Here is a 22574-nt window from a genome sequence, read left to right as displayed (position 1 = left end):
GAAGCCGCTTTTTGGAGAATTTTCCATCTTTATGCTCTGCACATTATGGTTATAGAGCATGTTAACACAAAAACGAAAGCCCGTGGCCTATTTTTTCAAATAAGATCACGGGATTGATAAAGATATTGACGGAACTGCCCTTGTTTTAGTGAGCAGGCATCCCGTAGTTCAGGTACACAGATTTTCTGGGACTAGCTGCACGCCCAGAGTTGGACTCAAATATCTGAATGAGAAAAAGCGTCGACTTCTTTTGTGATTTATTCTTCACCAAGAGTTCAACCTAACAGGCCCCATATGAAAACAAAATAAGGGCTTTTTGCTAGACGTTAATCCTGGGCGGCTGGAGAATTAAAATTTTCGACCTGAATTCTTTTCGCATTTTTAGGGTTTGCACCTATAGAGTTGCCATAATAATATGGCCAATTGTAACGCATACCCTAAAATGAATTGATGATCAGCAGGTCCAGGGCCTCGCAAACTGCCCTCTAACGGAAGGGCAGATGCGAAGGCAACTGATGGGTATTTATTGGATGCTTATGGTTTTACACTCCCCCAAACCTGACTCCAGCTGCCCGTCAAAGCACCCTTAGCATAGTCTACGACACGGTTTTCGAAGAAATTGGTATGGGTTACGCCCAGCATTGCATCAACCCAGGGAAGCGGATTTGTCGTACTTTTAAAAATACCCTTCAAACCTAGGCCCATTAACCGACGATCTGCAATGTAGCGAATATAGGCACGAACATCTTCACGGGTAAGGCGCTTCATTTCGGAAACACCGAAAGCCAAGTCGATGAATTTGTCTTCAAGATCGACCATCACTTCCGCGATGCCGTAAATCTTGGCTTTAAGCTCATCCGTCCATAACTCCGGATTTTCCGTAATGTATTCACGGAAAATCTTCGTCATCGATTCAGTGTGAAGCGTTTCGTCTGCGATAGACCAGGCAATGATCTGCCCCATGCCCTTCATCGTGCCGCAGCGCGTGAAATTGAGCAGCATGACGAAGCTCGAGAAGAGCTGCATGCCTTCTGTAAAAGCAGAGAAAGCGGCAATCTGCGCCGCAAGATCGCCCTTGTCGCGGCAGACTTCATTGAAGAAGTCATGCTTAGCCGCCATGGCTTCATACTGAAGGAATTCGTTATAAATCGACTCCGGAAGCCCCAGCGTCTCGATGAGATGCGAATATGCCGCAATATGCACGGCCTCGCGAGCGGCGAAACTCGAAAGCATCATGCGGACTTCGGGCTGCTTAAAACGCGGCAGATAGGAATTCACATAGGCCCCTGACACGTCAATGTCGCCCTGCGTGAAGAACCGCAAAATTTTCGTGAGGAAGTCGCGCTCTGAATCCGTGAGCTTTTGCTGATAGTCCTTGACGTCCTCGAGCATCGGCACTTCCGTCCAGAGCCAGTGCATCTGTTCGGACTGCATAAACGCTTCATAGGCCCAGGGATACTGGAAAGGCTTGTAGTAATCGCGTGACTCGAGAAGCCCGCCCGCCCTTTCAGCCTTGGCTGCTTCTCCGGCCAGTTCCGTCATCGGCTGATTGATCTTTTCGTCTTCCATCATTTTCTCTGCTTACGTTATTTCAAATGCTTCCATCAGCGGCCGACAAAACTCAGCCTTCACAGGCGAGACACGTCGAATTGTCAGCCACGGCCCGCATATCGATTTCATCCTCAATGCGTTTGCGTTCAGCCTTCACTCCAACGCGGTCAGCCTTTCTCAGCTTGTCCGAGCGGTTGTAGTAAAGGCTCTTCAAGCCCTTCTTCCAAGCCAGGAAATGGCAGGCATGAAGGTACGCAATCGACACGTCGGGCGGGAAGAACAGATTGACGCTCTGTCCCTGGTCGATGAACTCCTGGCGGTCTGCCGCCAGCTCAACGATCCAGCGCTGATCAATTTCAGGAGCTGTCTTGAAAACATCCTTCACATCCTGCGGAATATCGTCGCGATGCTGAATGGAGCCATCGTGAGCGATGAGATCTGCCCACACCTCCTCCGTATCGAGTCCGAGTTCGGCAAGCTTGGCTTTGAGGAAGCGGTTTTTCATGATGTAGGCGCCGGAGATCGTATCTTGACGATAAATGTTGGCGCGATACGGCTCGATAGAGGGCGATGTGCCGCCCATAATGAGCGAGGACGAAGCATTTGGCGCCACCGACATCCAGTGCGAGAAGCGCCGCGAAACGCCGGAATCGGCCGCATCCGGGCATGCGCCGCGCTCTGCGCAGAGTTTCTTGTCGGCCTCTGCGCAGGCCGTCCGAATCATCCGGAAAACCTGCTTATTGATGGACTTTGCAGCCGCACTCTCAAAGGGCACGCCTTTCTTCTGCAGATAGGCATGGAACCCCAGCGCGCCAAGTCCAACCGAGCGTTCACGCATGGCCGAATACCGAGCGCGGGCGATTTGATCGGGAGCGTGGTCGATAAAGTACTGCAGGACGTTGTCGAGAAGCTCCATGGCGTCGGTGATGAACTGCTGATTGTTCTTCCACTCGTCGAAGTATTCGAGATTGAGCGACGAAAGACAGCAGACCGCCGTACGGTCATGAGAGGTCGGCAGGAAAATTTCCGTGCAGAGATTGGAGCCGTGAATGCTCAGTCCCTTGTCCTTAAGCCAAGACGGAAGCGCTCGGTTGGCGGTGTCAATGAAGACCAAATAGGGCTCACCCGTATGCATGCGCATCTCAAGGATGCGCTGCCACAAATCACGCGCTGATACTTTGGCCACTACCTCATGCGTGCTCGGATGACGAAGCTCCCACGTGTCATCGTAGGAACTGTCGCGCATTGACGCTTCAATCTTTTCCATAAATGCGTCAGAGAGATTCACGCCGTGGTGAAGGTTCAGCGCCTTCATGTTCTGGTCGCCCGTAGGCTTTCTCATCTCGATAAAGGGGATGATGTCCGGATGATCAATATCGAGAAAGGCCGCATAAGAGCCGCGGCGCGTAGAACCCTGACGATAGGCAAGGCACGCGGCGTCATAAACCTTCAGGTGCGGCATCACGCCGACGCTTTTTTCGTCGGCGCTGCGGATGCGGACATGAATGCCCACGCCGCCGCCCAGCATGGAGAGCCAGTTGACTTCGGAGAGCGTATCGACGAGCCCTTCAGCACTGTCCTCCATATAGGTGAGGAAGCACGAAATGGGAAGTCCCTTCTTCGAGCGGCCAAATGAAAGAATCGGCGTAGAGAAGGAGAGCCAATGACGGCTCGCATAATCGTAGATGCGCTGAGCATGCTCGGGGTTGCTGCCGAAAGTTTCCGCCACGAAGGCAAACCGTTCCTGCGGGCTTTTTTCGCTGCTGCGCATATAGCTTTCACGCAGACGCATGAGGCCGAGTTCGTCAAAGAGCTTATCTCGCTCAAAGTTCATTTGTACCGCCATGACGGCTCCCGAAAATACATTGAAAAAGGACGTCGGCGGTGAAGCAGCAGTGCTGGATGCATCGTTTCTGAGACGACAAACGAGGGATCAGCTCATTTTGACTGACCGCCCTTAATAGCCCTTATAAAAGGGTTTTATCGTCAAAGAACCACCATATCTTGTGGTTGGACGTCGTTGCGAAAAGTTTGGGAATCTTAGCCTTTGGAGGGCTAAAACCGCAAACTCCGGCGTCGACGCAAAGGCGGTAGTCATGAAATCTTGAAAGCGTTTTCGCACCAAACATCCCGTTGATTCACCGCAGGTGCCTGAGGCGTCATGCCGCATCCTAGGAACTGTAAGAAGATGTACTCGTTTGCAATCTTCATGAAGAGCACCGCTTGATGGGGCTGAACACGGGTATAGTAGTAGAAACGCTAAGCTGCTTCGGGGGCGCTCAAAGCCTTGCCCCCAGAGCTCTAACTGCTCAAATTCACTTTAGGGAGCCGAAAATGGCCGAGATTCTCAATGTTGATGAAAAGAATTACGATGAAGTCGTTTTGAAAAACGAGAAGCCCGTGATTCTCTCGCTGGGTGCTTCGTGGTGCGGCGACTGCCGTCGTGCGCGTCCTTTCTATGAACGTATGGCTCAGGACTATGAAGGCCGTCTGGTCTTTGCTTCTGCTGACTCTGACGCCTGCCCCAACCTCAAGAAGGAACTGGGCGTTCAGCACATCCCGACCATGGTGATCTTTAAGAACGGCAAGCCGCTTGACGGCCGCCTTGTTGAAGTGAAGACGCCGAGCGAACTCAAGGCCTTCATTGATGCGGGTCTTGCCGCCTAAACGCTCGAATATTCAAGCCTTTCGCTGACCGTTTCGCTGCGGCTCGGCGTATGCTTCGCAATCCCGTCCACGACAAAACGTGCGGCGGGATTTTTCTTGATCTGCGAAGCGCGGCTCAGGGATCTGCCGCAGACCCATTGAATCGCCTCTTTCATTCCGCAACAGTGTTTCCGCTATGCTCAGCAAAGGCTTTTTGACGATCGGGCTCCTCATCATTTCGAACGTCTTCATGACGCTCGCCTGGTACCTGCACCTCAAGCTTCAGGCCGCAAAGGTCATCTCTTTCTGGCCCGTTTGGGCGGTGGTGCTCTTTTCCTGGTCGATCGCACTCTTTGAATACTCCTTCCAGGTGCCCGCCAACCGCATCGGCTTTGACGGCAACGGCGGGCCCTTTTCACTTCTCGAACTCAAAGTCATTCAGGAAGTCATTACGCTCACAGTATTCACCCTCTTTTCAATGCTGCTCTTTGGACTCAAGCTGCAGTGGAACCATCTCGCCGCCTTTTTCTGTTTGGTGATGGCGGTGTGGTTCACCTTCCAAAAGCCGTGAGCCTGTCCGTTTTTGTGTTTCTGTAAAGGAACGGATCTTAAATAAACAGCAGCAAAGGCGCTTTCCGAAGCTGACCAGAAAGCGCCTCATGCATCGAGAAAGGATAAGCGCAGTCTTTAAGCGTGCTGCTGCGTCAAGCCTGCAGTCTGCTGGAGCTTAAGGAGCGAAAAGACATTGAGCGCTGTGACGCGCAGATTTTCCGAGGCCCTCGCCATCGCTTCGGCCAGTGTGCAGGGTTCCTGCACAATCGGGAACACTGCGGCAACGCCGCTCGCGCGCAGCTTTTCCCAGGAAGCCGGATCGAGCTTGGCGGAACCGGACAAGACGATGACGGGCTTCCCGGCGGCACGCCGAGCGATGCCCTGCACGGCTTTTCCGCCGGCCGTTTGGCCGTCGACAGAACCTTCCCCCGTGACGATCAAATCAGCCGTCTTCACCAGATCGTCAAATTTCATCAAGTCAAGGAGCGCATCAATTCCAGAAGCAATGCGACCGTTGAGGAAGCAGGCCACACCCGCGCCCGCTCCGCCGGCTGCGCCGCCGCCCGGCAGGGAATTGACCTTCGCGCCCTGCTTTTCAAAGAGTCCGGCCACAACACGAAGCCCGGCATCCAAACGCTTCACTTCATCGGCGTCGGCACCTTTTTGCGGTCCAAAGACATAAGCCGCGCCGTTAGTGCCGTACAAGGGATTTTCCACGTCGCACAGCGCTTCAATGCGCGGAGCATTCTTCTGAAAAAAGAACCCGTTGAGCCGAACGCCCTTCACCAAATGAAGCGTTTCACCCACCGGGAGGAAGGGCTGCCCCTTAGCGTTGAGGAATTGGGTGCCGAGCGCCGCCGCCATGCCGCAGCCCATATCGGTCGTGGCCGAGCCGCCTAAGCCCAGCACAATCCGTCGATGCCCGACCTGAAGCGCATGCGAAATCAGCTGGCCCACACCATATGTAGTAGTGCGCATCGGACTGAAGCCAGGAAGCCGCTGTCCCAGACCAGCGGCTTGAGCGAGCTCAATTACAGCCGTATCGCCCACCGACAGGTAGCGCACCTGTACGGACTGACCGCAGGGGCCCGTTACAGGAAGCGGAAGATAAGCGCCGCCCACAGCCGCCTTGACCGCCTCGAGCGTGCCTTCGCCGCCGTCTGCCGCAGGAAGCTTGACGACCTCAGCATCGGGCAGAACTTCATTGGCTGCGGCGCAAAGAATGTCGGCCGCCCGTTGGGCAGAGAGGCTGCCCTTGAAGCTGTCGGGGAGAAGAAGGATTTTCATATCAAAGAACTTTCAGCGGTATGGAGAATGTTTATAAGAATGCGTTCCGGACGACTCGGCAGCGACACGGCGGGTCTTGACGGTGAGCGCAGCAAAAACCAGCTTTTCAGCGGAGCCTCACTGCTCTGCGCCCTATGAGGGCGTCGTGATGCAGAACGTCCAAGATCTTTCAAAGATCTTGGACCATGCATTATCGCACCTCGCTTCGCGCATACGGCTGAGCATTCAAACCTTGGTACATCCTAAACATCAGCATGTCCGCGGGTTCGCTAGAATCCCAAGCAGTTTCAGAAAAAAATCAACCATGCAGATCATCGAAAGCAGCTCAGTGGCCGGAGTCATCAAACGCTCGTTTGACCGCCCGGGAAGAAACTGGATCAAACACATCGTTTTCCCGGACTTCCAGCGCCCATACTGCTGGTCCTTAAACGACATTCAGAAGATTCTTGACGATATTGACGAGCTTCGATATTCGCCTGACGAAGAGCGATACCGCGAAGAGGATGAATACTATCTGGGGGCTATCTGCATCATGCCGCTCCGCGACAGCGACAGTCCCGAGCATGCTCACGACATGGCGCTTCTTGACGGCCAGCAGCGGCTCACGAGCCTCATGATTCTGGCCCGCGTTCTCTATGAACGCGCTATGCGGAGCAAGACTGATGTCCTGCGAAGTTACGGCGCAAATATCGCCTGGATCATGGGGCGGAATCTCGTCTGGAAGCGAGCGTTTCTTTATCAGGAACCCGCAACCCTGCAGCATATCCGTCAAATCTATTTCGCTCTTGACCGAGAATACCGGCAGCTCGAAGCTGACGCGGCGCTCGACGACGCACAGAACGCCGGAGCACTGAGCTTTTACGAAGAAACGCTCCTGCGCGATCTCCGGCGATTTCGCTACATCCTCCTCTCAGGACGGCTTGCCGTCAACGTACTCCAGAGCCTCAAGGAAGCCGAACAATACTTTCAGGGCGAAAACAACCGCGGACTGCCGATGTCTCTCCTCGACATCCTCAAGGCTTATCACATGCGGTTTGAAACGGCTCCGGATCGTCAAAAGGAAATTCGGCGCATCTGGAGTGCTTTCAATGAATCGCCGCCGAGCGAATCCGACCGCGAAACGCACGATGACGAAGCTTCGAAGGCTGCTGCCGCCAGGCTCGCACAACGGAAATACGCCGTTGAAGCTCATGTCATCCCGGCGCTCCTGATGCGATGCGACATTGATCCTTGGCCGGAAAGCGCCAATAGTCCTCAGAATGCCGACTTGCTCAAAGGCATCATCGGCACTCATCGGCGAGACCGAATCGTTGACGGGAAACTATCTGCATCGAGCAACCAGCATCTCTTTGACTTGCTTGAACCCGTTCAGACCGGCATAGGCTTCTTCCGGATGCTCGACCAGTACCGCCGCATAGACGAAGCGCTCGACGAGCTCGAGCAAACGGCTTTTAATCCAGCGAGCGGCTTAAAGCTCAATAATGACCAGAGACTCATCCTCCGGCTTGCGCTCATTGCTTGGACTGACCGCTTTGCTCCGCGCACGGCTTTTATGAGCAGCGCCTCTTCACATGCCCTTGCCGCTGCGCTCGCAGCGGATGCCGAATTCCGCGCATTTGCCCGCCATTTTGCACGCTTTCTCAATCGGCTTCGCAACGCAGATAAGCAGATCCCGGGGGCATTTAACCGGCTCGACAAAGCTGCGCTGCTGCGATGCCTGCGCTACTGGAACGCACGCACGAATCTCATTTTTCTGCCGCACCGTTCAGCAACTCCCGCTGCATGCAAACGCTCGCTGCTTCAGGCGACAACACCGGAAGCGATGGCGCCCTACATCAAAAATACGACTTGGATTCAGCGCTATCGGCTTGCCTATGATATGGAGGCCGCTCTCGAGGCATCTGCAGCAGACACTGAGCAAAACACGACAGATGAGGCTTCCGACCATGAATAACACCGCAGCCCAAACGCCTGCTGCCCGTACCCAGCGCTTTTCTTCGAAAAGTCTCAGCATGGGTTCCCTCGGAACCGATCAGGCGCGCTACGTCATTCCGGTCTATCAGCGGCCTTATGCCTGGACTTCCGTGCAGGTGTCGCAGCTGATGCAGGATCTGCTGGACTTCTACCGCAGTCCCGATATTCAGAGCACCTATTCGCTCGGCACAATCGTCTGCGATGAGGAGACGCCCGGCGTTTTCTCCATTCTGGATGGTCAGCAGCGGCTCACGACGATTGACCTCCTGCTCGAGGAAATCAGCCGCCGACTCGATCGGCCGGCAAACGAGAAGCATAAGCGAATCATATCGGCCTACCGATATCTGAGCGGCATGGAAGCGAACTGCGAGAGTCCGCTGCCGGCCTGCACAGAACAAAGGAACCGCATTGCCGGTACGCTCACCGAATTCATCGAGCGTCAGGGACTGCGGGAAGATTTGGCGGCGCAGACCTTTCTCAGGGCTTTGGAAGCGTGCATTCACGATCGCGTGAGCATTCGACGCGTCGTAATACCGCTCTCCGACAAGGTCGAAAACGAAGCCCCTGCCATGTTTGAAATCATCAATATGCGCGGGCAGCAGCTCTCAGCACTCGACATTCTGAAATCGCGTTTGCTGTCGCGATTCAGCGAAAAGGACCGCTTCGGCCGAGCGTTTTTTACGCACCTCTGGCGCAGCACCGATGAGCGTCTGGTTTCCCCGACTGAAGCTGCCAAAGGCTACGACCTGAAGGGGTGGCATTCGGGCCAAGTCTCTCCATCGGGTTCCAAGGATGAAACCGATGACATGCCGATCTCCGCCGCGCTGACGATCGATGAGATTATTGCCGACGCAGACGAAGCGCCGCTCGAATCGGGTGACCAAAAAGGACGGGCCGACGACCCGCCCAAGCGCAAAACGGATCAGCCCCCAGCGGAAGATGAAGGGAGCCGAGAACAATTCGTTCCGCCGATTGACATGATGAACATGCTCGTCATCGCCAATGAGCTTTTCAAGTACGACAAAGCCAGAACGGCCGATGCCGAAAACGGCCCTCTGCCCGCCTACGAAGCGCTGGCGACCACGAACTTTGACAGGCGGTTCGATCATATTGTGCAGGCCGAGGCGCCCGGCACAGCCGATGTATGGCGCCTGATGGGAGCGCTCTCGCTCGTCCTTCAGACGGTCGGCGTCTGGGGGCGCTATCGTCAGAGAGAGAATGAGGCATTTGAAGGCGCTCCCGATGCTTTCAATCAGCTGATTCAGACCTTTATGGCTGCGAGCGGCTTCAGCGCTTCGGGGCAATACTGGCTCCTCGTGCTTTCGGCGACAGCGTTGGAGATGAGTCTCGGGACCGACGGCAAACTGCCCGACAGCCCAGAAGCTTTCCTCGCCATGAAAAAGCCCGCATTTGCAAAGATCCGCAAGATTGCTCAGCTTCGACTGCTCGCCTGGGCCTACCGCGCCGCAGAGGCCGGTCAAGCCCGAGGAGCTGAAGGCGTATTTAAACTGACAGCAGAAACACCCTCAGAAAACACAGCCCAAACCCAGCTGCTGGCTGCGCAAGCTGCCGTTGAGGCCGCGGCGCCCGGGTGGCATTACCACGACGGCACCCTCTCACAGTTTGATCTTTTCCTGACGGACTACGTGCTCTGGGTTGACGGCCACACTGGCGGAAACCGCTCTTTTGCTGCTCTGAAGCGCGCTATGGATGCTTTTGCAGAGAAGGCTCAGTCCCCAGAGGAGACTGAACTCGCCGGTGCCTTCCGAGCATTCAATTGGAGGGCCTTCAAAGAAAAGGCCCGGACACTGCGCATCGTTGCCCGAAGCGACATCGAGCATTGGCTGGCCCGCAACCGCGCTAATCTTGGGAAGGATGCCGACGCCGCCCGCGAAGAGCTTCTTCGCCGACACGGCTTTGGCAACCTCGCGCTCATCAATGAGAGCGACAATTCCTCTCTGGGCAACGGCTCGCCCGCCGGCAAGGCGGAGCTGGTGCTTAAGCGCATGTCTAATCCGACGCCTAAGCTTCTTTGGCTCGCCGTACTCAGTCAGCAGTTCCCGAATCTGGACGGGCAGCATGTTGAAGGGCTCACAGAGCTCTGGGCCTCCTACATCGGCGAATTTTCTTTCGGGTGATGCGCTGCGCCGGCAGACCTCCGCTGCGGCGTTTCGCCAAATCCGCTGTCCAGCAAGAAATCAGACTCATTTTTTCATTCAAAGGTAAAACCACACCATGTCATTTGATGCCGCCTATGCCGCTTTGAAAGCTCAGCATTTGGAAGGTCGTGTCCGCCGATTCCCCGGATCCAGTGCGACCGTTGCCTTGGCTGCTCAGGAGCTCGGAACCGCTGAAGGCGCGATTGCCAAAACCATGGCGCTCCTGGGACCAGACGGCCCTATTCTGGTGCTTGCTGCCGGCGACCGAAAGATCGACGGGGGGTCATTCAAACGCACTTTTCACTTTAAGCCCAAGTTTGTGCCGGGAACCGATGTCGAAGCGCTCGTCGGACACGCACCCGGCGGCGTCTGTCCGTTTGGCAGGCGTGACGGCATCCCTGTGTGGCTTGATCGGTCGCTCCTCAGTCACGCCGAAGTATGGCCGGCCTGCGGCGATGACGCTTCAGGCGTGCGTTTGACGCCCGAAGAGCTTTATCGGGCCGCAGGCGCCGTCGGCTGGTGTGAAGTGACCAAATCAGCGCTCGCCAAAGCGGCCTAAATTACTGCGGCTAAAAAGCATACGGGGATGCATGCGTCCGAGAGGACGCATCCCATCGCGCCAAACCGGCACCGCCGCCTCCCGCCTGGGCTGTTCATCAATCCCTTGCCGGCTTTGAACTCAGCGCTCTGGCGGCCCAAGTTTTAGGGGACGAAAACGACCTCTTCAAGCTTCGGACTCGCCTTGATCATGCCCTTCCCAATCATCCAGTCGGCAGTGCGTTTGACGTCCGCCGCAGACGGCAGCGGCGGCAGACCGTCCGCTGTGCCGAAATGCGCATAAGTCGGCATCTTATAGGCCGCAGCAGCCGCTTTCGTCAGCAGGCTCTTTTTCACCATCAAGGCACGGAACTTTTCCGGATCGCTTTCAATGGCCTTAGCCGCATCGGCGAGCGCCGCGCGGAAGGCGGCTGCCGTTTGCGGCGAGACGACGGCCTTGCGGAAGGCAACCACCGCGAGCGGCTCAGCGAGTGTACGGTCATCCCAAAGTGCCCTGCCGCCCTTCGATTCCACCAGACTGCAGAGGGGCTCGGGCAGCAGCGCCGTTTCCATTTTGCCCGCAAGGAGCAGCTGGAGACGAATGGGAATCTGCCGAACTTCTACGCGTTTCATGGCGGACGGAGGCAGTCCCGTCGTCGCTTCCATGCGGTCAAGCAGGTAGTCGATGATGGTCGAGGCACTCATGGCCGTATCCGTACCCGGATGCATCTTAATGTCTTCAAGTGATGTCAGGTTCGAACCCGGACGAGTGACCAGCGCAAAATTGCGCTCGGCCGGATTGGCATACGTCACCGTCGCCGCCACAGCCTGCGGCGCACCGGCAGCATTCTGCGTGAACACGTTGATGAGGTCGCCGTAATGCCCTGCGAGCTCTCCGGCACGCATAGCTGCGCCGATTTCAATGGCCGATTTAAATGGCAGGAGTTGGATGCGGAGCCCCCGTGACTCGAAGAACCCTTCTGACTCGGCCGCGTAGAGGAGCACGGAATCGGCTGCCGGCAGCACGCCGATCTTCAAGAGCGGCTCTTCTGCAGCTAACGAAAACGGTGAAACCATCATGCCCGCGGCAAAGCAGAGTGCGGCGGTCCGGATGCCGAAAGTGCGGCGATTCATAAGGACAAAGTCAGTGGCCATGGCGAAGGTTCAAAGCTCAAACAAATCGGATGAAAAACCTAACGATTCACTATTGTACACGTGCACAATTTAATGATGTATTAAAAAGCCCGCCGCCGAGCATGCGTGCGGCAGCAGGCTTTCTGCGGCATCCGGAATGAATCAGAAGCGCTTCTTCTTTTTAGGCGCCTCGCTCTCGGGCGCTTTCTCAATCGCAGTGAGGTGCGTGGTGACGGCGCCCGGCACTGCCGAAGAAGCTTTGAGCTCGGCTTTGAAAAACGTCCCTGAAAGCGTCAGCACTTCCCCGTCTTTAAGCGCAACGCCGCGGGTGATCTGAACCATGGCAGCCGCAATCATCTGGGCGCGAATGACGGCAGGCGCATCGGGACTCTCAAGAATCTCAAGATCTGGACAGGCAAAGCGGTCAAGTCCGAGCGTATAACCGCTTAACGGCGCATCCTCTTCGCGCTGCCAAAGGCCAAAGAAGACGATGTTGAAGATCGGGAAAGCCGTCTCGGAATGCTGCATCGTGAGCACATCGCTGCGGAAGCGCTCGGGCTCAAAGAGGCGGCCAGCCGAGTTGATGGCGCTCACATTGGGCTGACGCGTGAGCGACCCCAAAATCTTCATGGCCGTACGAGCATTCTCAACGAGCGTCGCCTCTTCGGCGACCACAGCAAGGGCGAGGTACGCCAGATGCGTTGACGCCATTTCCTGCGCGTCCGGCCAGTCCGGACAGTTTTTAGCCTGTTCGTCTGCGGCATTTCCAGGAACGGGGTGTCCCTCAAATCCAATCACCACGAGGGAACCGTTCACGCGAAAGAGCCACGGTTCGCGGAAATCCGTCGGGACCGGCTCGGCTTTGATATTCCAGTCCAGATCGAGCTGCGCCGCCAGACGCTCCGGCTCCCATGCCGGCACACGCAAAAGCGCCAATGCCGTAACGGGATGCTCCGCAGGTTTGAATGCACTGGCGTGAACTTCGGACTGGGGATGCTCGGACAGCTGAGACGGCGCTTTGTCGGTCATGGATGATCAATGATGAATGAAAAGAAAGCCGCATTATACGGGTGTACCACCTGCCTCGCGCTCAAACATCATCCGCCTGAAAACACAAAAAGAAATGAAGCGAATTTCAACCTGCTTTCATAGACAGCAGAAAAAACCGTTTTATGACAAACAAAAGTAAACGAAAACGCTTTAACTGAAAACAAATACCTTCTTCAAAGAATCTTCATATGCCCGTTTGATAACGTAATGGACAAAATAGTTAGTTAGATATCAATATATTGGTTATTTGTTGTTTTATTGCACAGTTGACCATATTTTTTCCTTGTTTTCCTTTAAAAGGTGACAAAAATCTAGGGTATTACCAAATTTTGTAATTTTATTGAGTTAATTTATAGGCTGTTCGGCGGCATTCAATACCGAGCAGGTATAGGGTGAGCTGACAATGGCATTTACAAAATGCTGTTTTTTTTGATCCGTGCGGCCAGTCCCTTTCAAGACTTTCGACTGCACACGGACCAACTAGCTCTAGAAGGTTTTAATCATGAAAAAGACTCTCGCTGCGCTCGCCGTTCTCGGCGCTTTTGCGGGCAGCGCTGCTGCTGCCGATGTTCAGCTTTATGGTGTGGTCGATGAAGGCTTCATCTACACCAACACCAAAGTTACTGACGAAAAGTCTGACAATCAGTTTCAGCTCGGCTCCGGCCTCAACCTCGGCTCCCGCTGGGGCTTGAAGGGCACGGAAGACCTCGGCAACGGCTATAAGGTCGGCTTTAAGCTCGAAAGCGGCTTTAACGCCGACACCGGCACACTGCAGGAAAACCGCCTCTTCCGCCGTGAAGCCGGTCTGACGCTCTACGGTCCTTTCGGCTCCTTGGGCTTCGGCCGCTTCGGCGGCATTGCCTCCGCGGCCGGCACGTATGACCTCATCGGCTATGTCGACTCCTTCGACGGCGGCGACAACAATGTTTGGGGCTTCGCCGCTTCGTCTCGCTACGACAACGTCGTTGCCTACCAGACGCCGCGCTTTGCCGGTCTGCAGCTGACGGCCCAGTACTCCTTTAAGACTGACAGCACGGCCAAGAACGATACGCCGACGGGCTTCAGCGGCGACGAAGGCACCTCGGCCGCCAAGCGCTATGCCTCGATCGGCGTGAGCGGCGATTACGGCGCTGCGCAGTTTGCTGCCGGCTATGAACTCACGAAGTACGGTGCTAACTCGGCTGGTACCCGTGAAGTCGCTGACAAAGACGGCTCGCTCTTCTTCGTCGGCGGCAACTACAACTTTGAAGTGGTTCGCGTCTACGCCGAAGCTCAGTACTTTGAAGGTCTGTCAAGCACTAAGACTGCTTACGAAGGATTCACGGCAGGCAGTCTTTTGTCCGACGGCTTGAAGGGCTTCGGCCTCCATCTCGGCGCCAAGGCCCCGATTGCAGCCGGTACTTTGACGGCCGGCCTCTATTACGTCGATGCCAAGGAAGACTTGACCACGCAAGCTGATCAGGACTTCAACTACTACGGCGTTTCCGCCCGCTATGTCTACCCGCTCAGCAAGCGCACGAGCGTCTACGGCGGTGCCGGCTATGGCCAGACCACCGTCGACGGTGCCGCCGGCAAGCCTGACCAGGACACCAAGCTGGTGCAGGCCTACGTCGGTTTGAGCCACACGTTCTAATGCGAATGTGAGCAGTCTTCTTCCGGAAGACTGCTGCCGCCTATGAAGTCGAACGCGGTGCCTCTCAATATGAGAGACACCGCGTTTTTGTAAAGAGTCGGCGTTAGTTATTGACGGATGCCTTGCTGCATGCAAATCGCCGCCCCAAAGCTAAGCGTCTTTATTAAGCCTTTTTGCGGCAGCAGCGCTTGGCGCCGGCCGTCTTTTCTTCGGCCTTGGCATCACAGGCCTCCCCTGCATGCGCATCGGAGCGCATCGCGCGAAGGAACCACAGATCTTTGGCGAATCCGGCGAGATAGCCTTCAAACGTACCCTGCACCAGGAAATCATCCGCCTCAGCCGCTTCATCGCGAATTTCGCGGGCCAGCTTCGCGACCTTTTCCATATCGGCCTGAACGACAGCGACGGCTTCGCAGCAGGAGAAGACTCGCGAGGGCAATTCTTCAATCACGGAGGCTTGAAGCGATTCGGCGACCGTGGCAACCGGCATTTCGCCGCGCATCTTCAGAATTTCTGCCGTTTCGTCATATTGTTCAGCAGCACGGTCATAAAGCGATTCCGTGTATTCATGAATCCCCTTGAAGAGATGTCCTTCCACATTCCAATGAATGTTGTGCAGCTTCACATTCCAAACGGCCAAAGTTGCGACGTAAGCATTGATTTTTTCGGATTTCATCATGTCAAATTCCTTTCGTTAGCAATCGCCAAATCCATGGCGATTTGTTTTATCTATTGCTAGCCTTTAATATATAGCAGATTGCTATTGTTGTCAAGTCAATATTAGTTATTTTCTATGATGAGTTGTCAGCAGACTTTACGGGCTGCCGTCTAAATCGCAAAAGAGAAGTCTCATGGCGCACGAGAACTTCTTCCCTGCTCGAAAGGACGACCGCACAGTGTAGGATTAGGTAAAAACCTGAGACCGCCGCCCGCTCGATTGGATTCGTCCCCATATAAAGAGCATTCGAGCCGTTGAACGCTTTGACTGCGTGAAAAACGGCTCTATCGCCGCAACACAGACGGCGGCTTAAGCCGAGGACGCCTGCGGTCTCAAACGTGCAATCAAAACAGCGAATGACCACGAATACGACATTTAATAAAGACGCCGAAGAGCGGCTGAATGATCCTGCCGATCAGCCAAACACCCGAGCCAACGTCTGCCAAGAGACCCGCAAAGCACTTCTCGCCGCAACGCCGGAACGATTTGCCGCGGGGGGCCGCGCGGTGAAGCTCTCTGAAGCTGCCCGCTTGATGCGCAGCCTCAATGCGCTTCCCTTTCATGACATCGAGCCGACGATCCGTGCGGCCGGAATCACCGAACAAGAAGCGCTTTCGGGGTGCGATGAGCTCTCAGCCGCTTTGGGCGGCGTTCTGCATGCCGCAGCGAAACGTACGATTGAGCTCCCCGAATGGAGTGCGGGTCAGTTTGCTCGGCTCTGCAGTTCAGCCGACTGTGCCCAAAAGTCGTCCGCAGAACCCGCCGTTTCCGGCGCCTCACTCACCGTCGCCGGCAACATTGATATTGAGGGGCTGACGACCAAGGCTGCCATGGAACTGCCTGAGCAGCCCTGTCTGCGTTCTGCAGCCCCGGTCAAAAGCCTTTTGGAAGGCGGCGCCCTCCTTTCTGCCGTTGCGCATGCCGGAGAGTTCCTTGGGCTCCTTTCGCCTGATGCGCCGGGCCGTTCCATTATGGGCGGGCATCCGGTCAACGCGCTCAATGGGGAATGGCGCACCGGGGGTGCTGCCGCAGCTGCGGCAAACCTCGTGGCTGCAGGCGCCTCTGCCGGCGCACTCGTCTTAGGACGGCCTTCCGACGCCGGCGAATCGGCGATTCGCGCCGGAGTGTCCGCTTTCCGCCCTGCCCAATCCTTATTTAATTCGCAGGAAGGCTTTGCCTCCAGCTGGCGCTTTGACGGCTGGAGCGGCATTGCCCGCCGCGCGCGCGATGCTTTTGCCATCGCCTGGACAGCATCCGCTCATGAGGGTGTCGATCCGGATTCGGGGATGGGCCGCTGGCAGTATCCGGGCTTCATTCCAACCTTGATGTCTAAACCCGCTGTGGCGAAATGGCGTAAAGCGGTCCTAGAGCCCCGCCGAATTCAAAAAGCGGTGATAGCCGTGAGCGACGAATGGCAGTCTCCCGAATGGGTGAACAAAGGCCGGGAACTGGCTGCTGCGCTTGAAAAGCGCGGTATTACTGTTGAGCTCTCGCCGTCACTGCCTGAGGACGCCGCTATTGTTGACTGGATGACATGGCTTGAGCTTGAACCGCAGCTCGAAGACTTTCTGACTCGCCGGTACGCACTGACCGGCACGTTTGACCTGGCCCAGCTCCTCATGATGCTCACGCTCTCCGACCGCCTGAAGCGGGACGGCTGGAGCCGCCGGCGCATGGTGCAGCTCATCAAGCGCAACGTCTTTCTCATTTCGCCCTACGGCGCGCAGATTGCCCGCACAGCGCTTCCGCCCGTGCGTGACTTGCTCATGCCCGAATTCACCGGAACCGACAAGGCCGACGTACTCATCTGGCTGGGGGCGCCCAAACCGGTTGATGCCAGCGGCTGGCCTTTTGCCGCCCTTCCGCTGAAAGCGGATCCGGCCGCAAAGTGTGTCCGCGGCGCCTTTGTCATCGGGCTCCCCGGTGAAGAAGGTGCGGTGCTCGCCGGTGCGGAACTCCTTGAATCGGTGCGTGAAGAAGTGTTCGGCGCGGAAGATTTTCACATTTCGACCGAACCCGCGCCCGAAGACCTTCCGGCTGCCCGGCTCCCGAAAGACTCTGACCAGACCGGCGAGCATCAGGATGCCGGCGCAGCAGCTTCCGCTCAAGAAGAAAAACCCAATACGCGTCTATTCGACGACTTGGCGGCGGCGGACCTCGGCGCACTCGCACATGCGGCCTGGGATGCTGAAAAACAAGGTGCCAAAGTTTCTGTGCTCGATGCAGAGACGGGAGCGCCGCTCACGATCGAGGATTTCGAAGCCAAGCTCAACGAGCTGATTGAAACCTTCCGCAAAGCTGCGGCGGATGCGGACGATGACGACGATGCTTCGGACGATGCCGACAATGACGAAGAAACGCCGCAGCAGGCTCAAAGCGATGATGCGGCAGAGAACCTCATCGAGATTGCCTCTCCGGCATCGCTCGCGCTCGCTGCAAATGAAATCAACGCGGTAAAGGCCGCTGAAGCTGATGCCCAAGCGGCCGAATCTTCCGCATCCCCTGCCGAGCCCGCACTGTCGGCAGAAGACCGCGCATGGCTCGACGCCTTTTTCCCAGGCGCCGCTGCCAAAGCACCGGATCTCGCTAAAGTTGGGTTCCTGCGGCGGTTCCTCAAGGAACCGATGCCGGACCTCTGGAGGCCGACAGACAATCAATGGATCATTGCATGGGTGAAGTTCTGGCTCTTCCGCCACGACGCCAAGAAAGTCGAACGAGCCATTGATCGAATCCCGGAAGCACACCAAACTTTCGAGACGCGCGAGCAGCGCGTCCTCGGACTCTTCCTCAAGTCCGACATCAAAGCCGCTGCTGCCGCAGCCCAAGCTATTGAGCCCCAAAATGCCGAAGAAGCGGCAGTAAAGGAATGGATGCTCGGCATGAGCGCTCAGCGTCAGGACGACGATGATGCGGCCATCGAGCACTATCAGCGTGCCCGGGCATTGAGCTCGACGATGACGGCAGCGAATTTCCCGCTTGCTCAGGCGCTCCTCAAGAAATACGGCTCCGACCATCCGCAGTATCAGGAAATTCGCAAGGCGCTCGAGTCTGAAGCCCCTACCGGGCTGCAGCTGCTCCTCTCCGAAGAGGAACGTGTGCGGCGCGCGAGCAACTTTGAAAAGGAGCTCCTTCCCGCACTTAAACCCGGTGTTTTCAGCGCAGAACTGCTGCTTGCACCCGCACAGCTCGTTTTCGACAAGAAACTCTTCTCTGAAGAACTCTGGAGAGCGTGGAACTTGGCCGTCACCGACCGCACGCCCGATGATCCGGACCGCTTTACGCTGCGCATCGGCACGCTTGAGGGCTCTATCCGGCTGATCCATGAGCGCCTCAACAGCACGTCACTGGCAACCGCGGCACGAAAGAGCCCCTTTACACGGAGCGCTGAAACGCTGCTCCTCTGTCATGCGGGTTATTTTGCTGTTGAGCTGCGGGGAAATCCAACCGAGGCCGTCGAAGCTGCCACCTTCTTCGCGCAGATTCTGGCCGCGCTCTGCCGCACGGCCGAACCGCTGGGCGTTTTTGCGCTCGAATCACTCCAGAAGCCGGGTTTTTACATTGAAGCGGCTCAGCCCGCCAAACATGGTCAAATGCCCATCCTTTCGGTGATTCGCGCAGGCGTCTCCACGGATTTCGGCGAAGACTACATCGCAACTTATGGTCTCGGAGCATTCAGTCAGCCTGAACTCGAAGTCGATCTGGGGAGCTTCCCCACGCAGGCGGGCGCAATGCTCACCTTCGGCATCATCGAGCGAATTCTTTCCGGTCATTTCACAACTGAAGCCTCATCCGTGCGCTTCGGAGTTGACCAAGAGAACCTCGAGCAGCGAAACATACTGCGGGCGCCGGGACGCGTCGTTGAAGGCGAAGCCCTGAGGCTGGTTCTCCCGGGCGAACCGACGAATGATTCGGAACTGCCTCAGGCGTAGTGCTTTTAAGCGTTTAGAAAATGCCTGTCCCCGTGATCTGATTCGCTCGGTTCACGGGGATTTTTCTGTTTGTTGCAAATACGCAACTACAACATAGTAGCTATCATCTGTTTTCTAAGTAGTTGACACTTTTGTATTTTTGAATACAAGCCATAAAAATATCGGATTACAGCAATAGGAACCTGTTTAAATTCAGTGTGTACACCTGCATTCCTTCGGCTGGCAGACCACATTCAGACGGAATTAATGCCCCGCAAGCAGATGCAGTTCAGGTGTTCCTTGAGAAGCGGCGCCCCCGTCTGACGGCGCTTCAAATCAAATAAACCTAAAGGCTCTGAAATGTTTAAGAAGACTCTCGCCGCCGCAGCTTTGCTCGGCGCTTTTGCTGGTTCCGCCGTCGCCGCTGACGTCATGCTTTACGGCGTCGTCGACTACGGTCTGCAGTACACCCATGTGGATTCCGACAAGGCTAACACCGACGCCGTCGATAACTTCCAGCTCTCTTCGGGCAATCAGTCCGGCGCTCGCTTTGGCCTGAAAGGTTCAGAAGATCTCGGCAACGGCGTAAAGGCCGGTTTCCATCTGGAAAACGGTTTCTCTGCCGATACCGGTTCGCTCGCTCAGAACAGCCGCCTCTTCGGCCGTGAAGCCCGTCTCTTCGTAAACGGCGCTTTCGGTGAAGTCGCTTTCGGCCGCATGGGCACGCTTGGCTCCGCCAACGGCACCTACGGTATCCTTGGCAACCTGTCGCCCTTCGGTGCTTCGTGGGTTGGTGCGGTTGAATATTCCACCTACTACGTTGGCGGCATCCGTGCAGACAACACGGTCACCTACAAGACCCCGACGTTTGCCGGCGTGACGGTTTATGCCCAGTACTCGTTCGAAACGAATACCAAGCAGGAAGAGAACCTCAAGGCCACTGAAGGCAAGGCCAGCGCCAACCGCTACTACGCCTTGGGCGCTACTTACAAGGCCGCCGGCTTCGATCTCGCGGCTGTCGTCGACAGCTACAACTGGTCCAGCACTTTCACCAAGAAAGACGCCGATCTGGATGACGGTCTTTCGGTTACGTTGGGCGGCTCCTATGACTTTGAAGTCGCCAAGATCTTCCTGAGCGGCCAGTACTTCGACAATATGATCGGCAACGATAAGTCTCAGCCCGGCTCGGATCCCGTTGACGCAGGCAAATCTGACTCGTTCTATTCGTTCAGCAGCTATTTCGACAATCAGAACCCCATCGAAGGCTATGCCCTTCAGGCTGGCGTGAGCGCACCGGTTGCCGGCGGCACGGCGATGTTCGCAGTCGGCTACACCGATGCTGAAGAAGCCAACTCCGAAGCCAATCAGGCAAAGATCGAATTCAAGCGTATCGGTACGTCCGTGGGCTACACCTACAGCCTGAGCAAGCGCACGAATCTCTACGGTGTCGCAGCCTACTATCGTGACAGCCTGAAAAATGAAAAGAATGTTGCGGGTGCCGATCGCGATCCTTCGACGGTCACCGTCTACGCCGGTATCCGTCACACGTTCTAATTTGAGCGGATGAAGTCCTAAAAACTTCTCTGCTGATGAATTAGTGAGAGCCTCTCAGCTTTCGGGCTGGGGGGCTTTCGCGTTTTGGCTGGGCGGCAAACGCAGATTCCGCAATTCGAATTAAATGAACATGCTTCCCATTCGCGCATTTCATATATGTGTCAAATGCGCAACAAATGCGTTCACGCCTCCCTTAAAAAATATGAAATATATGTTTTTAAATGAATTTATTAGAAATGCGGGTTATTCCTTAAGCAGTCTGATGCTGTCTGCGGCTACAAATATCCCATCCGTTAATGGCTGAGCGGCTTGCCGTCCAAATTTCAGGCCGCTGAACCAGTGATTGATGCCGTGCAAAAAATCATCAATCGACGGAACGTTGTGACTCTCGGTGCGTGCAAACCGATAGTGATGACTTTTGAGATCTCAGATCTCTTCACGTAAAAAAAGGCTCTGAAAATTATGTTTAAGAAGTCTCTTGCCGCGGTCGCCCTTCTTGGCGCCTTTGCCGGCTCTGCTTTCGCTGCCGATGTGACCCTTTACGGCGTTGTCGACGAAGGTTTCCTTTATACGCACAAGGACACGGATGTTCCCGGTTCTGACGCTGTTGATAAACTCGAACTTAAAAGTGGTATTCAGGCCGGCTCCCGCTGGGGTCTGAAGGGCACTGAAGACCTGGGCAACGGCCTCAAGGTTGGCTTCATCCTCGAAAGCGGTTTCAACGCTGACGACGGCACGCAGGGTGTTTCCGGCACGATGTTCAATCGTGAAGCTTCACTCAATGTCATGGGACCCTTTGGTCAGCTGAGTCTCGGCAAGATCGGTGCAATCACTCAGGGCACGTCTTCCTGGGGTAAGGTTGGTGCCGTCAGCGCCTTTGGCACTTCGTATGGTCCCGCGAATGTCGCGAACGCTACGAACGTGTTCTCTGCGCCTACTTCTGTAGCCGACAACATGATCGCCTATCAGACCCCGAAGTTCGCCGGCTTTACGGTTTATGCGCAATATTCGATGGGGAATTCGAAGACAGGTACTCCCACTCAGGTTGAAAACAAGTCTTCGACCGATCGCTACTATGCGCTCGGCGCGACTTATGCAAATGGCCCGGTCAATCTCTATTTTGCTGTTGACTCGATCAATTATGCCTCTTACTTCGATAACCTCACTCCTTCAACAAAGGACGTGGATGACAGCCTGACGGTCGCCTTCGGCGGCAGCTATGACTTCAGCGTGGTCAAGGTTTTCGCTGGTGCGCAGTACTTTGATGAAGTCGATGCTGGCTCTATCGGCGGCCTTAAGTCGGGTGTCGGCCTTAACGACAGTGGCAAGCTCGAGGGTTATGCCCTTCAGGCTTCTGTGAGCGCACCTCTCGCCGGCGGCACCGGTTACTTTGGCGTCGGCTATCTTGATGCTTCCGAAGCTGACAGTGTTGCTGCTGCTGATGGAGTTGATGTCAAGTACTATGTGACCTCGGTTGGCTACAAGTATGACCTGAGCAAGCGCACCAATGTCTACAGCGTTCTTTCTTATGCCAAGGGAGATCGGGACAGGGCTGCTGCGGATGGAGTTGATACCAAACCCTCTACGGTTGGCTTCGGTATCGGTCTGCGCCACAACTTCTAATCTCAAAAAAACTCATCCGAAACTGTGTTGTTCATAACTTAGTTTTCGGCTGATTCGAGATTGAAAGCCCGCCTGGGTTCCCACGGCGGGCTTTTTGCATCCTGCGAAATCTGAAGTGGTATGGATTTTTTGGACACATACAGAGTCCACACCATGCACATAACGCAAGAAATGAGACAGCAAGCCTGCGAGGGGCTTTTGCATTTCACCCCGAAGAAGGCACTGGCCAGAGAGCTGGGTGTTTCCGT

15 protein-coding genes are annotated in these 22574 nt (G+C 55.7%); 9 read left to right on the top strand and 6 right to left on the bottom strand.

The genetic code is table 11. The features are described from left to right. Nucleotides 1–534: 534 nt before the first annotated feature. Nucleotides 535–1569 carry a ribonucleotide-diphosphate reductase subunit beta gene (locus DES29_RS10975; RefSeq protein ID WP_021994769.1) on the bottom strand — a complete coding sequence of 345 codons (1035 nt, stop codon included), beginning with the start codon at nucleotides 1567–1569 and terminating at the stop codon, nucleotides 535–537. Between the two features lie 52 nt (nucleotides 1570–1621). Further along, a complete protein-coding gene (locus DES29_RS10970; RefSeq protein ID WP_005431372.1) occupies nucleotides 1622–3397 on the bottom strand; it encodes a ribonucleoside-diphosphate reductase subunit alpha in 1776 nt (591 codons plus the stop codon). 488 nt (nucleotides 3398–3885) lie between these two features. On the opposite strand from DES29_RS10970, the gene DES29_RS10965 reads away from it, so the two are divergent. Beyond that, entirely contained in the window at nucleotides 3886–4218 is a 333-nt protein-coding gene (locus DES29_RS10965; protein ID WP_005431374.1) for a thioredoxin family protein, read from the top strand. Between the two features lie 175 nt (nucleotides 4219–4393). Continuing rightward, a complete protein-coding gene (locus tag DES29_RS10960) occupies nucleotides 4394–4768 on the top strand; it encodes a DMT family protein (RefSeq protein ID WP_005431378.1) in 375 nt (124 codons plus the stop codon). Between the two features lie 116 nt (nucleotides 4769–4884). Here the strand turns inward: DES29_RS10960 and DES29_RS10955 are convergent, their stop codons facing one another. Then, nucleotides 4885–6036, bottom strand: a complete 1152-nt coding sequence (locus DES29_RS10955) for a glycerate kinase family protein (RefSeq protein ID WP_113854898.1) — start codon at nucleotides 6034–6036, stop codon at nucleotides 4885–4887. A gap of 304 nt (nucleotides 6037–6340) precedes the next feature. On the opposite strand from DES29_RS10955, the gene DES29_RS10950 reads away from it, so the two are divergent. From DES29_RS10950 to DES29_RS10940, 3 genes are all read left to right on the top strand, one after another. Continuing rightward, nucleotides 6341–7990, top strand: coding sequence for a DUF262 domain-containing protein (locus tag DES29_RS10950; protein WP_236578957.1), 1650 nt, complete (start codon nucleotides 6341–6343; stop codon nucleotides 7988–7990). After that, entirely contained in the window at nucleotides 7983–10148 is a 2166-nt protein-coding gene (locus DES29_RS10945) for a GmrSD restriction endonuclease domain-containing protein (protein ID WP_113854897.1), read from the top strand. The genes DES29_RS10950 and DES29_RS10945 overlap by 8 nt, the downstream gene beginning before the upstream one ends. Before the next feature lie 97 nt (nucleotides 10149–10245). Beyond that, nucleotides 10246–10728, top strand: a complete 483-nt coding sequence (locus tag DES29_RS10940) for a YbaK/EbsC family protein (RefSeq protein ID WP_005431385.1) — start codon at nucleotides 10246–10248, stop codon at nucleotides 10726–10728. Nucleotides 10729–10871: 143 nt separating this feature from the next. On the opposite strand, the gene DES29_RS10935 is transcribed toward DES29_RS10940, so the two are convergent. Both DES29_RS10935 and DES29_RS10930 read right to left on the bottom strand, forming a co-directional pair. Then, nucleotides 10872–11861 carry an ABC transporter substrate-binding protein gene (locus DES29_RS10935; RefSeq protein WP_046446636.1) on the bottom strand — a complete coding sequence of 330 codons (990 nt, stop codon included), beginning with the start codon at nucleotides 11859–11861 and terminating at the stop codon, nucleotides 10872–10874. A 141-nt stretch (nucleotides 11862–12002) separates the two neighbouring features. Next, nucleotides 12003–12869: a hypothetical protein gene (locus tag DES29_RS10930; RefSeq protein ID WP_021995285.1), complete on the bottom strand. Its 867-nt coding sequence runs from the start codon at nucleotides 12867–12869 to the stop codon at nucleotides 12003–12005. A 523-nt stretch (nucleotides 12870–13392) separates the two neighbouring features. Between DES29_RS10930 and DES29_RS10925 the strand changes: the two genes are divergently transcribed. Further along, nucleotides 13393–14523, top strand: coding sequence for a porin (locus tag DES29_RS10925; RefSeq protein WP_113854896.1), 1131 nt, complete (start codon nucleotides 13393–13395; stop codon nucleotides 14521–14523). 163 nt (nucleotides 14524–14686) lie between these two features. Here the strand turns inward: DES29_RS10925 and DES29_RS10920 are convergent, their stop codons facing one another. Further along, a complete protein-coding gene (locus tag DES29_RS10920; protein ID WP_021995503.1) occupies nucleotides 14687–15202 on the bottom strand; it encodes a Dps family protein in 516 nt (171 codons plus the stop codon). Nucleotides 15203–15597: 395 nt separating this feature from the next. Between DES29_RS10920 and DES29_RS10915 the strand changes: the two genes are divergently transcribed. From DES29_RS10915 to DES29_RS10905, 3 genes are all read left to right on the top strand, one after another. Then, complete coding sequence (locus DES29_RS10915) at nucleotides 15598–19170, top strand: hypothetical protein (RefSeq protein WP_113854895.1); 3573 nt, start codon at nucleotides 15598–15600, stop codon at nucleotides 19168–19170. A 339-nt stretch (nucleotides 19171–19509) separates the two neighbouring features. Then, entirely contained in the window at nucleotides 19510–20703 is a 1194-nt protein-coding gene (locus DES29_RS10910; protein WP_021995499.1) for a porin, read from the top strand. Nucleotides 20704–21165: 462 nt separating this feature from the next. Next, the gene (locus tag DES29_RS10905) at nucleotides 21166–22326 is read left to right on the top strand and encodes a porin (RefSeq protein ID WP_021995498.1); all 1161 of its coding nucleotides are present in this window, start codon (nucleotides 21166–21168) and stop codon (nucleotides 22324–22326) included. Nucleotides 22327–22574: the final 248 nt, after the last annotated feature.

The sequence above is a fragment of the Sutterella wadsworthensis genome (assembly GCF_003315195.1).
GTDB lineage: Bacteria > Pseudomonadota > Gammaproteobacteria > Burkholderiales > Burkholderiaceae_F > Sutterella > Sutterella wadsworthensis.
The sequence above is the reverse complement of the archived record's forward strand: the minus strand, read 5'-3'. Positions and strand labels throughout refer to the sequence as shown.